The following is a 12,560-nucleotide window of genomic DNA, read 5'->3' as shown; positions in this document are numbered from 1 at the left end:
CCTCTCGTAGTCGTTCTAGTTGTCTATATGCTCCTCTTATTGCTCTGCCAAGACCACACTGATGATTGGACTCGACCCAGCCGTCATCTTATTAAACGTATGATTCATCTCCGCAACCATCTCTCCGTTCGCGATAACGACTGGCGTGATGATCGGATAGCCTGCTTTGCGAATCAAATCAATATCAAATTCAATTAGCGTTTGGCCAGCCTTGACTGTATCGCCAGTCTGAACGAAGCTCTTGAAGCCTTCACCCTTCAAGGCTACCGTATTAATTCCGACATGAATCAATACTTGCAATCCCGATTCATGCTCCAGAATTACGGCATGATTCGTGTGAATGATGTGGGAAACGACAGCGTTAAATGGCGCGATAACCTTACCCACTTCTGGTTCAATTGCGACCCCGTCACCCATATGTTTACCTGCAAAAGCGTCATCAGGCACATGCTCCAACGAGACAGCCATACCTGTAATTGGTGAAACGATATCGATCGTCGTGCTTTTTTTGGTTTTAAATAGTTTTCCGAACATGGTTGGAAACCTCCTAAAAGTTTTTTGTGATACTTTCTTGAACACTTCTTTGCGAGCTAAAAACTCACTTCGGAAGCATAAGCTTAGTTATTAGCAATAATTTCTCGGACACTTCTTTGTGAGCTAAAAACTCACTTCGGAAGCATAAGCTTAGTTCTCGGACGTTAATGCGGGCGTTCCAGCTCGAACGTTTGGAACAAGCGATACAAGTTGATGGCAAGATAGCCGATTTCTTCCTTTGAAACATTCATTCCTAGATGAGCCTGCATGAGATCTGCTAGCTCATTCGCCATCCGCAGCTCCTTCGGAATATGCACCGTCAGCTCATTGAGCAGCGGGTTGGCCGTCGTCTTCCCTTCGACGACCCTGTCGACCGTGTTACGAAGATCGGTAATCAGCCTGACATAATTCAAGCTCTCCCTAGGAATCTGGATCTCGCCACTCTTCTCAATATTCTCTACGAGCTCATTGATGAGGTTTGTAAACTTCACGAGCTGTCCAACAGGTACGTTATGGACGGCGGAGTGAACATGGTAAGCTAGAAAACCCGCTTCATCATCCGGCACCTGAACGCCAAATGTATCACTTATTAAATCCGCCGCTTTCTTGGCAATGTCATATTCCACTTTAAACCACATTTTCGTCTCATATAGGAAAGGATTGACGATATCCATACCATTACGCAGCCGATAAACAACGAACTGGATATGGCTGGGAAGGGCAAGATAGATCTTGTTTCCCGGGGGAGAGCCGAAGGTATCGCTAATCATTTGAATGATTTGCTCTGAAATTCGTATGACCTCCGGATCCATATCCTCAAGTAGCAAGTGATATTGAACCATCTCGGCTTGATCATCTATGCGAAACCGCTTCTCAATCCGTCGATCCGACCCGCTAATCGTATCACCGCTCTTACCGGCAAAAGCGATGCCCTTGCCCATAAGAACAAATTCCTTACCCGATTGCAGATTCTGTACTAACACGACATTGTTACCGATTACCCTATCGATTCGTAGGGTCTCATCCTTATTCACCATTAATCACCACCACGCTTATTATGGCAATAAGACATAAAAAAGAGCCAAGAATAGATCCTGAAATCAGAATCTTTTCTTGGCTCATGCCCTTTATCGAAGGTAACACGCCATGTATTCAATTGCGATGTGTCGATAATATCGCAAGTAAGCGTTTTCGTCAACTGAAATTTTTATCCTTTTCAGAGCGATCGGTGACAAAATGAAGATTAAGTTTAGGCAAACCATTGAAGCAGCTCGGAGGGAAGCTCGCGGCTCTTGCGTGTTGTCGCATCCATGGTGACACAGGTGACATTAGCATCCGCGCATACTTCACCGAGCTCGTTAACAATCTCCTGCTTCAGAACATAGCTGGTTCTCCCTGCACGCTCCGGCACTGTCCGTACCGTTAGCTTATCCCCTTGCCGGCATTCCTTCCGATAATTCACATTGATATTGACAGTAACGGTTTGGATACCTATAGCTAGAAAAACAGCATACGGCAGCTCGGCCTTCTCATACCACTCTTCCCTCCCCCATTCGAGATACTCCAAGTACTTCGCGTTGTTGACATGACCATTCACATCGATTTCGGTTGAGCGAACAATAAGTTCAATTGTGGCTTCCATGGCTGCATACTCCTTTGGCATTTCTTAGATGCTTCCATGTTAGCTAGCTGAGATTGCTTTGTCAAAATAACAGTGGAGCAAGAGCGACCGATTCACTCAATACCGATCAATACTAGCCGACATCTTTTATGATCCCTCAAGCGAACAATTACCACTCGGCAAAAGAGCCGTCTGGATAGTAAAGACGCGGAGTGTCCCAGTCACCTGGATAAGCCCGTTCAAGAAGGGCTTCTTCGTTGATTTCGATGCCCAGGCCTGGACCCTCCGGAACGGTGATGTAGCCATCTTGAATATGGAAAGGCTGATTGAGATAGCCTTCACCAAGATCCCAGCGCTCCGCCATGGACGGATGCTCTTGGATGAGGAAGTTCGGTGTACATGCATCCAACTGAAGACAGGAAGCTAATGAGATCGGCCCAAGCGGATTATGCGGAGCGATAGAGCCGTAGTAGACTTCCGCCATCGCAGCGATTTTCCTAGCTTCAAAGATACCTCCGGCATGGCAAAGATCAGGCTGGACGATAGCTATTGCCTGCTTCTCAAGCGCCTCACGGAAACCCCATCTTGTGAATAGGCGCTCACCAGAAGCAATGGGTATTGTCGTGGACTGAGCAATCCGCAGCAGAGTATCTACATTTTCCGGTAAGCATGGCTCCTCAATGAACATCGGGTAGTAAGGCTCGAACGCTTGTGCCAACCGAATCGACATCGCCGGACTCACTCGTCCATGAAAGTCGATGGCCACATCAAGATCGCTGCCAATCGCTTCACGGATTGCGGCGAGCTTGGCTGTTTGATTCTCAACGAATCGGAGTGTATCGATATGCTGTACAGGTGCATCCACGCCAATCTTGATTGCGTTGAAGCCTGCCTCTACCTTACGAACGGCATTCGCTGCCATTTCCTCTGGTGTTGCACCGCCGCAATGACTGTACATTCGTATGCGGTCTCGACATTTTCCGCCTAGCATTTCATAGACTGGCATCTGATAATATTTTCCCTTAATATCCCACAATGCCTGCTCGATACCGCTTATCGCACTGACTAATACGGGACCGCCGCGGTAGAAGCTTCCCCGGTACATAACCTGCCAATGATGCTCAATACGGAGAGGATCTTCTCCGATGAGATATCGCTTCAGCTCTTCGACTGCCGTTGCCACTGTCAATGCGCGGCCTTCAACGATGGGTTCTCCCCAGCCGACGATACCTTCGTCAGTCTCGATTTTTAGGAACAGCCAACGCGGTTTGACATGAAATAGCTTCATATCCGTGATTTTCATAATTTAGTCTCCTCCTTCGCTTCATCGTCTCATCGTCTCATCGTCTCATCGTCTCATCGTCTCATCGTATCAGCCTTGATCCGCCCAAACGGGCAGCAGAGCTCCACCATCCATATAGAGAGTAGTGCCTGTTATATAGCTAGCCTTATCGGAAGAGAGATAAACAGCCGCTCCTCCGACTTCTTCCGGTGTTGTGAACCTGCCTAGCGGTATACGGGACGAGATCGCTTCAATAAATTGCAGTGCTCTCTCATCCCTCTGCTTCTCCAAGAGCGTATAGCCAGGCGCTATACCCGCGACACGAATGCCGTAGCTAGCCAAATCTAACGCCATGTTCTTCGTAAGCTTGTTCACGCCAGCTTTTGCCGCAGCATAGACGGTGGAATTCGCCCATGTGCCTTGCGTATGATTGGAGCTAATATGGATGATGACGCCTTTGGTTCCTTGCTCAATCATGAGACGAGCTGCGCGCTGTCCGCAGAAGTAAAGCCCTCTTAAGTTCGTATGGATGACTTCGTCAAACATCTCCGGTGTTGTTTCTAGAAAAGGCTTCATCCGTGTAATGCCGGAATTATCAACATGCACATCAAGTCGGTAAAAATGCTTCGAGAAACCTTCAAACAAAGCAGAGATTCCTTCGATCGTCGAAATATCAGCTTGTACTGCTTCCGCCCTCACACCGAGCGCTCTAATTTCTTGAACAACCGCCTCAGCCCGCTCCACGCTCGTATTGTAGTTGACGCACACATCGTAACCCTCTGCCGCGAACGCGAGAGCAATCCCTCTTCCAATTCCTCTTCCTGATCCAGTGACCAGTGCAACTTTGCGGTCCATCATGTTCCTCCTCATTAGAGCAGGCTCTTAGTCTAATTCTTAAGCTTAGCCCTTCAATCCCGTAAAGGAAACGCCCTTCTCGATCAGCTTCTGACACGAGACGATAATAATCATAAGCGGAATGGTAGCTAGGACTAGACTGGACATGATGACGTTAGCACCCATGCTCTGTCGATTCTGGAAGTCGCTAAGCGCAACGGTAAAGGTCCAGACCGATGGCGATCTAGCGACAACAAGCGGCCATAGAAACTCATTCCATACCCCAATGAAGGTCATGACCGATACAACCGTGAATATAGGCGCAGACATAGGAACGATGATCCGCCAGTAAATATGAAACTCAGATGCACCGTCTATTCGTCCCGCTTGAATGAGCTCACTAGGAAGCTGCTGGAAGAAGCCTTTGAACAGAAAGATGACGATCCCCCAAGCCGTATGCGGCAAAATAATTCCCCATAACGTATCCACCAAATGCAGCTTATCCATCGTCAAATAGAGCGGTACAAGAATGGCGATCTCCGGAATCATAATCGTCGCCACGAAAAATAACGTCAGCCATGCGCCAATACGGCCTCGAACAAGATGGGCAAGCGCGAAGCCTGCCATGCCTCCAATAAGCATATGGCTGAATATCGTGGCAGCCGTTACGATGACGCTGTTCAGTAGGAAGTGCGGGAAGCCATAGGAGCTCTTGTCGGCTTCTGCCATCTTCCACAGAACCAGATAGTTATCAAAGAAACGCCACCAATCATTCTTCTCTGAGATGGCTAATACTTTGCCTTTGACAACCTTTGATTCTGACAACAGCTTCTTAACCGTGCTTGAGGTTTCCGGCAAATCAGCTGGCACCGTCGATGCTCCGGTGTAAGCAGCGCCCTTATCTGCCCACTCAAAGGTCGTCAGTTTACGCTCTCGAATCTGCGGAAGCTTCAGCTTCATCGTCGCATGCGTGGCAAGCTGTGTCGGTACAATTTGCGGCCGGCCTAATGTGAATTTATAGGAAGGCATATCTGCTCTGTACAGAACCACGCCGTCTTTTATGCCCGTGACTCGTAGTGCACCGACCGCATCGTTCTGCATTTTTTTCCATGTGAACCAAATAGCTTCCATCGCATCTAACTCATAATCCTGCTGCTTTTGCAGATCCGTACCCTCATAACTCAAGGTTACGTTAACGACTTTGGGGACATTTGGGACCCATGTCGGTGGAAAGCGATAGATAGAGATGTTGTCCTTCATTGAAGAGCTGATCATCCAGATCAGCGGAATGATGGAGGCCAGAATAAATAGACTAGCAACCGTATAACTGACAATCTTGACGGAGAGTCCTCCCCGCTCCTGTATGCGTCTGCGTGCAGCCATGAGAATCTCCTTTCGGGAGTCGAGCTGTTATTCTTTGTTAGTCAAGCGAATCTGCAGAAAGGTGATGACGGCTATAATAATAAACATGACGAACGAGATGGCACCCGCCACGCCGAAGCGAAACTCCTTAAAGGAGCTGTTAAACACCAGCATGGAGAGCGTTCTTGTGCTGTTCGCAGGTCCACCACCTGTCATGATGTACATCGGATCAAAGGTGAGGAATACGCCTGAGATAAAGGCGATGAATTGGATACCGATAACGAATTTCAGGCTAGGAAATACGATAGCTGACATTCTGCGCCAAGGACCTGCACCGTCGATTTTGGCAGCTTCGATATTTTCACTGGGAATGCCCTGCAGGGCGGAATAATAGATAAGCATACTCATTCCCGTTCCGAATACACCCGGGAAGACGATCGCCCACTTCGCCATGGCCGGGTCGTTCAACCATCCATAAGGTCCCAGCCCAACAAAATGGAGTAAATAGTTCAGTAAACCATAGTCTGGATTGTAGAGCCATTTCCACAATAGATAGCCAGCAACGGCAGGAACCGCGGTAGGAAGCAGATAAAGCACACGAATGGTCTTGTTCGCGTACCGCACTTCATTGAGCAGAATCGCCTGAACGATAGGGACCCAGAACGTCAGTACAAAGTAAATAAAGAAAAATGCAAAGGTATTGAATAGGGCATTCCAGAACTCCGTGGAATGAATCAGATACTTATAATTATCCAGCCAAACAAAATGGCCTGGCGGGTTGATGACCTTGTAGTCAAAAAAGCTCATATAAACCGCTTGGAACAGCGGATAATACTTAAATAACAGGAATGCAATAATGGCAGGCGTCAGAAAAAGAATCGGCGTCCAAGGTATTCGAGGGCGAAAGCTGGTTCTCACCTGTGGCTGCGCTTGCGGTTGCGCTTGAGGTTGCGGCCTAGCTGCTGTTCTCATAAGCTCGTGCTTCCTTTCGGAATAGGTAGGCGAAGCATGCAGCGACTTCTCTTATCCGCTGCCTACTCCGCCCACACCCATTTATTTCTTCACAGATGCGTTGTAGGCATCGACAACTTCCTTCTGCGCTGCATCTTGAGCTTCTTGGAGCAGCTTCTTCGGATCCGATTTCTCATCAGTCAGTGCTTTTTGCACCGCTTTGACTACATAAGGGGTTAGACGCTCCTTGAGGAAATATTCAAGATGTGTATCCGCTGCTGCTTTGTTAACACCATCCACCAACTCTTGTGAGACGTTGGCCGCGAATTTAGACGGATTGACGTCGCTTCGAACCGATAGCAGGTTCGGGAAAATGCCATTATCCGATTGGAACTGGAGATATTTCTCCAACACTTCTTTGGAATTCAAATAGGTGATATATTTCCAAGCTGCGTCCTGCTTTTCTTTGCTCGTCTTCGGATTGATGATCCAATACGCGCCGCCTATTTGACCTGGTCCTTTGCCAGAAGGTCCTACAGGATAAGGAGCAAAGCCGATTTCATTGAGATCGAGGCCATTGGCTGCATAATCGCCGAAGCCTCCAGATGCCCCGTTAGACATGGCTGCACGTCCTTGATAGATGTCATTCATGTTATCTTGATAACTCTGTAATACGTTATTCTGAACAATCTTCTCTTTCCATTTGAGATCCTTGTAGAACTGAAGAGCTTTAACAGAAGGCTCCTCGGTAAAGGCTAGCTTGACAGTCCCATCCTCTTGCAGATGCGTTAAATCACCGCCAGCTTGCCATACATAATACTCGAACCACCAATCTGCCCATTCCATACCGAGTAGAGTTAGCCCATACTGCTTCTTAGCGGTATTCGTCAGCTTCTTACCAAAGCTTACAAGCTCATCCCAGTTAGCAGGCGGCTTGTTCGGGTCAAGACCGGCATCCTTGAACATTTTCTTATTCCAAAATAGTCCTGTTACGTACATATCATGCGGCAGTCCGTACACCTTGCCATCAATTGTTCCTGCTTGCATGGATGAAGCAATGAATTGATCCTTGTCCGTATAGCTGTCCCAATATGGCGTCAGATCGAGCGCTAAGCCTTGGCCGACCCAATCAGCAATGATAGGAAAATGGGCGGCTTGATAAGCATCCGGACCATTACCGCCAGCCATTGCCGTAACGAATACTTCACGGTCATTTGTACCCTGCGGCATCAATTCATGCGTAACCTTAATCGTCGGATTAGCAGCTTCGAAGCCTGTGAAGACTTCCTCCCAAACTGGCTTGTTTGGATCATCCGGCTTGGGCTGATCCCAGACTTTAATTTCCACTGCTTCAGGTGGATCTTCCGTCTTCGGTTGGTTCGTTCCATCGTCAGTCTTTGTCGTTGTATCTGTCGGATTCGTCGTTGTTGAGGCCGTATTGTTCTTTTTGGCATCGCCTGTGTTAGAACCACCGTTACTGCTCCCGCAAGCAGATACAAGCAGCATTGCAATCAACACAAATACCGCACTTGTCCATTTGCCAAACCGTTTATGTCTCTTCACTGAATGATTGCCTCCTTCTAAGTGGTAATGATTCACAACGCAAGTATATGATTTCTTGATAGCGCTTTCTATATAAAATTGTAACCTTCGATTAGCAATATTTTAATCCCACTCCATACCCAGATTACTCGAAAAGGAAAACGGTGCTGGCTGTCGAATACAATCGCAGTAAGCGCATACATATCGAGAGGAGGAATGAGATTGACTATGCCTCAGCCATCATTACGCGCACTGCGTACTCTGCAGTTCCGCAGTAAGATGATTCTCTCCTTCTTCATTGTTATCGGACTTACTGCTGTCATCATGGGTTATTCCTATTACCGCATGATGAGCCATGAGCTTGAAGATTCTACCCTTCAAGGACTGGAGAAGATGACCGAGCAAACGGTGGATACGCTTGAGCTTCATTTCAAAACAGTCGGCAATATCGGCTATAGCTATTTCAGCGATACTTCCTTGCAGAAGTTTCTGGATAACACGCCCACCTTCGATAATTTACAGTATTATCGCAATAAGCTTGAGGGTCAGAAAATGCAAAACCCTCTAATCTCCTTTATCAAAATCACCAGCTTGGATGGGGAACAAGTGTCCAGCTATTATTATTACAACTCCTCCCTTCGCTCTCTCATGGACGAGAATCAACGCGAGATGTATCAGGAAGCCAAACAGCTCGATGGATTCCCCTTATGGGCAGTTTCCATCACAACAGATAAGAATGCGTTGATCCCCATTCATACGATTAGCTATGTGCAGCAGCTTAAACGCATCACTACGAACTCTCAGCATCCGATTGGCTACATTCAAATTGACATGGATCCTGCGATTCTGGAGAAGGCTTTTCTCGGCTTGCAAAATGATGATGGCAGCACATACTACATCGCAGACAGCAAGGGTCGCATTATTTTCACCAATACGAATGATGAGATCGGCGGGTCAATTGCTAAAAGTCCTTTATTCACAGCCTACAAGCAAGAGAACATATCGAACCGCTATGTTGATTTTCGATTCAAGGAAGGCAATAACAGCAACATCGGCTTCTCTCAAAGCCTCCATTACAGTGATTGGGTCGTCATAGGCAGCGTTCCACTTGATCGCATTTTGCACAAGGTCAACGTCTTCCGTAATACCTTGATCTTCATTGCGGTAATCAGCTTTCTAGCCGCTATGCTGCTGGGCTCGATTATTGCCGCCGGCGTTACTAGACCGCTCAAGGAATTGAATAAAAAGATGAAGCTGGTGGAAATGGGGGATTTTCAAGCTTCGATCCAGGTCAAAGGTGCGGATGAGCTCTCTACTATTCAACATAGCTTCAACAAGATGATCGCCGAGATCCGCAAGCTCATTAGCAAAGTCTATGAGACCGAGCTGCTTAAGAAAGAAGCGGAAATCAAAGCGCTGCAATCTCAAATTAACCCTCACTTCCTATACAACACACTCAGTACAATAGACAGCATCTCCTCCATAGATGGTGATCAGCGGGTTGGTGATATCTGTCTGGCGCTTGGGAACATGCTCCGATATAACCTCAATGGTGGAAGCTTGGCCACGATAAAGGAAGAGGTCACCCAGCTGACGCAGTATCTGTCGATCTATCAAATACGGTTTGCCGAGCAATTCCACTACGAGATGAATGTTGAGGAAGGGATCGAAGAGCTGATAATACCCAAATTCCTCATTCAGCCTCTTGTAGAAAATGCGATTATTCACGGTTTGGAGCAGAAGGTTGGGTACAAATCCTTACATGTGATTATTCGCAGCTTAAATCACGAGCAGCTCGAATTCGTTATTGCAGATAATGGAGTTGGGATGGATGCGGCGACGCTCGAACTGCTTAGTAAAAGGTTAGATCCTTTATCTGGATCGGTCATCAGAAACCCGTTATCCTCTCGCACAATGATTGGCCTTGCCAATGTTTTCAAGCGGATTGAGATGTATTACGAATGCGACCCGAAGGTTCATATTGAAAGTAACCCTGGAATAGGAACAGTCATTCATTTTGTACTGCCGAAGCGAGCTGCAGGAGGCGATAAGGTTGAAGGTCATGATCGTTGAAGATGAACCGCTGCTTAGAGAAGGTCTAATTCGCAAAATTGACTGGCTAAGCCTTAATCTTCAGCTTGCTGGTGAAGCCAGTAATGGTCTGGAAGCGATGGATCAAATAACACGATGCCACCCAGATATTGTACTGACAGATGTACGTATGCCTGGGATGGATGGACTTCAGTTTATTAGCCGAGCACGATCACAATTCCCCCACACGAAGTTTGTCATTATCAGCGGTTTCAATGAGTTCGAATATGTACGGGAGGCTATGCAGTATAACGTAAAGGATTATCTTCTCAAGCCTATCGATAGAGATAAGCTGCATGCGCTCTTACTCGGTCTATGCCAAGAGCTTCGTACAGAGAAGCAGGAAGCAGCAGACCGTTCTAAGCTTAATCAATTAAATCTATTCATGCTGCAAAGCGACTTGGAAGCAATCGATTTTCACTTGACACATCTCCTCTCCGAACAGGAATCAAGCAAGTGCTGGGTTCCACCGTCACTAGAAAGCAGTACATACTGGGCTGCGGCTTCCGTGAAAATCATTCCGCGCACCGAGAACGCTCGCTTTAAGGAAAATGACCAAGCTTTAGCTCGTTTTGCTGTTCAGAACCTTATTCAAAATGCTTTGTTAGCGTTAAAAAACTTACAGTCCGTTGTGTTTAAACATGCTTATCACCCCGAGGAAATTATACTATTTCTAGGATGGGAGGCCATGCCGGATATCCACAGCTTCGCTGGAAGTTTGTCGAAAGCCGTGGACTGGGCAGCGGATCATCTGGGTTTGCGTGTTTCCATTGGAATAGGTACTGTGAAGCATACACTCCCTCAGCTCCGAATCTCTTTCCTAGAGTCACGCAAATCGTTGAAAAATCGCCTATTGTTCGGGGATGGTCGCGTATATATCGATGAAACTGGTGATCATACAGATCTAGCTCACCCACTGCTTACCGAACATGCTCAGCGAGGACTCATCGGCATGCTGGAGGAAGGTAATCATAAAGAATTCCTTCAATATACGGGGAAGCTATTCGAAGAACTAACGGAAGCCCCAGTTCCACGGTATGAACATCTGGAGTATTTGTATACCGAGGTAATTCATCTCTTGAGAAGACATATTGCGAAAGCTGGGCTGTACATTCCTCCTCTCCTCGAAGTCACTAAGCCGTTGGGCAGTTTAGAGGAGATGTCCAGCTGGACGGACATGATGAGCAGCATGGAGCAGCTGCTGCTGAGAGTGAGCCGTACGACAGAGCGAGGCTCAGAACTAACAGGAGAAGAGATTATTGAATCCGTTAAACAATATGTAGAACAGCATTATGCGGAGAATCTGTCCTTGCAGTGGGTCACAGATTGCTATTATATTCATCCCAACTATTTCTCTAAGCGATTTAAGCAGGTCGTCGGCATTAGCTTCAATGACTATGTGACTCGTATTCGAATTAACCGCTCCAAGGAGCTTTTGAAGACAACGTCGATGAGAATCGCCCGGATCTCTCAGTTGGTCGGCTATGACGATCAGAATTACTTCTGCAACGTCTTCAAGAAAGTCGCCGGACTTAGCCCTACCGCCTATCGGAGTGAATGTCAGGAATGACCTTGATCTTCATTCCATTGCCATCCATATATACACAATACTTTCCAGTGCCAATTACTGAAACATTAACTTGTATCCTTTCGTCTTTAATGTGAAAGCATATGTACAAGAAAGGATGATTGGCAATGAAAAATAAGATTGGGAACAATTACGTCATAACGTTTAATCGCCTAATGGCATCCTTGCTCATTGTAACTGGATTACTGGTTGCATCAGGATGCAGTTCAGATAATACTTCCGACACTTCCCAGAATAAGAGCACCTCTGAGCAAAAATATACTTCTCCTGGTAAGAAAGCCACTGCTGCTGTGTCATCGAAGCCAGCCTCGAACCCCTATGAAGCTGCAGGTATAGCGGATGCCAAAGCGTTCGACACGATGTTTGAAGCTGTTCAAGCTGCGGTTGCCAAAGATGACAAAGAGACCGTTGCTGCCAATATCCTGTATCCTCTTCGAGTGAATGGAACCGGAAGCGCTATGAAGGTAGAGAACAAGGAAGAGTTTCTGAAGCAATATGACATGATCTTCACCGCACCAGTCAAGCAGGCACTCGCGCAGCAAAAGATAGATTCCCTGTTCGTTAATTACCAGGGTGTCATGGTCGGTAATGGTGAAATTTGGTTCGGCGGCGACATCGCTGCTCCACAGAAGCTTGGCATAATTACGATAAACCATGATATCGAGACGAAAACAAAATAGAAACGAATCCATACGACGACGGAAAAATAATACCCCGAACTAGGTTAGATACTACCTGCTTCGGGGTATTCTTTC

General features: G+C 46.9%; 11 protein-coding genes. 3 read left to right on the top strand and 8 right to left on the bottom strand.

Features of this window, described 5'->3' with window-relative positions:
• Nucleotides 1-36: 36 nt before the first annotated feature.
• The 8 genes from EKN16_RS31065 to EKN16_RS31030 form a co-directional block, all read right to left on the bottom strand.
• Nucleotides 37-534 carry a PTS sugar transporter subunit IIA gene (locus tag EKN16_RS31065; protein ID WP_125665396.1) on the bottom strand — a complete coding sequence of 166 codons (498 nt, stop codon included), beginning with the start codon at nucleotides 532-534 and terminating at the stop codon, nucleotides 37-39.
• Between the two features lie 164 nt (nucleotides 535-698).
• Entirely contained in the window at nucleotides 699-1,571 is an 873-nt protein-coding gene (locus EKN16_RS31060) for a PRD domain-containing protein (protein ID WP_125665394.1), read from the bottom strand.
• Nucleotides 1,572-1,783: 212 nt separating this feature from the next.
• Nucleotides 1,784-2,176 (bottom strand): acyl-CoA thioesterase, encoded by a 393-nt coding sequence (locus EKN16_RS31055; protein WP_125665392.1) that lies wholly within the window; start codon nucleotides 2,174-2,176, stop codon nucleotides 1,784-1,786.
• Between the two features lie 148 nt (nucleotides 2,177-2,324).
• Nucleotides 2,325-3,458: a galactonate dehydratase gene (gene dgoD, locus EKN16_RS31050; RefSeq protein WP_125665390.1), complete on the bottom strand. Its 1,134-nt coding sequence runs from the start codon at nucleotides 3,456-3,458 to the stop codon at nucleotides 2,325-2,327.
• A gap of 69 nt (nucleotides 3,459-3,527) precedes the next feature.
• Nucleotides 3,528-4,295: an SDR family NAD(P)-dependent oxidoreductase gene (locus EKN16_RS31045; protein ID WP_164523065.1), complete on the bottom strand. Its 768-nt coding sequence runs from the start codon at nucleotides 4,293-4,295 to the stop codon at nucleotides 3,528-3,530.
• Between the two features lie 42 nt (nucleotides 4,296-4,337).
• The gene (locus EKN16_RS31040) at nucleotides 4,338-5,654 is read right to left on the bottom strand and encodes a carbohydrate ABC transporter permease (RefSeq protein WP_125665386.1); all 1,317 of its coding nucleotides are present in this window, start codon (nucleotides 5,652-5,654) and stop codon (nucleotides 4,338-4,340) included.
• 27 nt (nucleotides 5,655-5,681) lie between these two features.
• Nucleotides 5,682-6,605, bottom strand: coding sequence for a carbohydrate ABC transporter permease (locus EKN16_RS31035; protein WP_125665384.1), 924 nt, complete (start codon nucleotides 6,603-6,605; stop codon nucleotides 5,682-5,684).
• 81 nt (nucleotides 6,606-6,686) lie between these two features.
• On the bottom strand, nucleotides 6,687-8,147 hold the full coding sequence (locus tag EKN16_RS31030) for a sugar ABC transporter substrate-binding protein (RefSeq protein WP_125665382.1): 1,461 nt from the start codon (nucleotides 8,145-8,147) through the stop codon (nucleotides 6,687-6,689).
• Between the two features lie 207 nt (nucleotides 8,148-8,354).
• Between EKN16_RS31030 and EKN16_RS31025 the strand changes: the two genes are divergently transcribed.
• The 3 genes from EKN16_RS31025 (at nucleotide 8,355) to EKN16_RS31015 (ending at nucleotide 12,485) form a co-directional block, all read left to right on the top strand.
• On the top strand, nucleotides 8,355-10,199 hold the full coding sequence (locus EKN16_RS31025) for a cache domain-containing sensor histidine kinase (protein WP_232016626.1): 1,845 nt from the start codon (nucleotides 8,355-8,357) through the stop codon (nucleotides 10,197-10,199).
• On the top strand, nucleotides 10,189-11,787 hold the full coding sequence (locus tag EKN16_RS31020; protein WP_232016624.1) for a response regulator: 1,599 nt from the start codon (nucleotides 10,189-10,191) through the stop codon (nucleotides 11,785-11,787). Before EKN16_RS31025 ends, EKN16_RS31020 begins: the two co-directional genes overlap by 11 nt.
• Nucleotides 11,788-11,912: 125 nt before the next feature.
• Nucleotides 11,913-12,485, top strand: a complete 573-nt coding sequence (locus tag EKN16_RS31015; RefSeq protein WP_125665376.1) for a hypothetical protein — start codon at nucleotides 11,913-11,915, stop codon at nucleotides 12,483-12,485.
• The last annotated feature ends 75 nt before the right edge of the window (nucleotides 12,486-12,560 follow it).

The organism is Paenibacillus baekrokdamisoli, from assembly GCF_003945345.1.
Lineage (GTDB): Bacteria > Bacillota > Bacilli > Paenibacillales > Paenibacillaceae > Paenibacillus_Z > Paenibacillus_Z baekrokdamisoli.
The sequence above is the reverse complement of the archived record's forward strand: the minus strand, read 5'-3'. Positions and strand labels throughout refer to the sequence as shown.

Coding starts and splice junctions, on each gene's coding strand:
- EKN16_RS31065 (WP_125665396.1), bottom strand. CDS start 534: ATGTTCGGAAAACTATTTAAAACCAAAAAAAGCACGACGATCGATATC.
- EKN16_RS31060 (WP_125665394.1), bottom strand. CDS start 1,571: ATGGTGAATAAGGATGAGACCCTACGAATCGATAGGGTAATCGGTAAC.
- EKN16_RS31055 (WP_125665392.1), bottom strand. CDS start 2,176: ATGGAAGCCACAATTGAACTTATTGTTCGCTCAACCGAAATCGATGTG.
- dgoD (WP_125665390.1), bottom strand. CDS start 3,458: ATGAAAATCACGGATATGAAGCTATTTCATGTCAAACCGCGTTGGCTG.
- EKN16_RS31045 (WP_164523065.1), bottom strand. CDS start 4,295: ATGATGGACCGCAAAGTTGCACTGGTCACTGGATCAGGAAGAGGAATT.
- EKN16_RS31040 (WP_125665386.1), bottom strand. CDS start 5,654: ATGGCTGCACGCAGACGCATACAGGAGCGGGGAGGACTCTCCGTCAAG.
- EKN16_RS31035 (WP_125665384.1), bottom strand. CDS start 6,605: ATGAGAACAGCAGCTAGGCCGCAACCTCAAGCGCAACCGCAAGCGCAG.
- EKN16_RS31025 (WP_232016626.1), top strand. CDS start 8,355: ATGCCTCAGCCATCATTACGCGCACTGCGTACTCTGCAGTTCCGCAGT.
- EKN16_RS31020 (WP_232016624.1), top strand. CDS start 10,189: ATGATCGTTGAAGATGAACCGCTGCTTAGAGAAGGTCTAATTCGCAAA.
- EKN16_RS31015 (WP_125665376.1), top strand. CDS start 11,913: ATGAAAAATAAGATTGGGAACAATTACGTCATAACGTTTAATCGCCTA.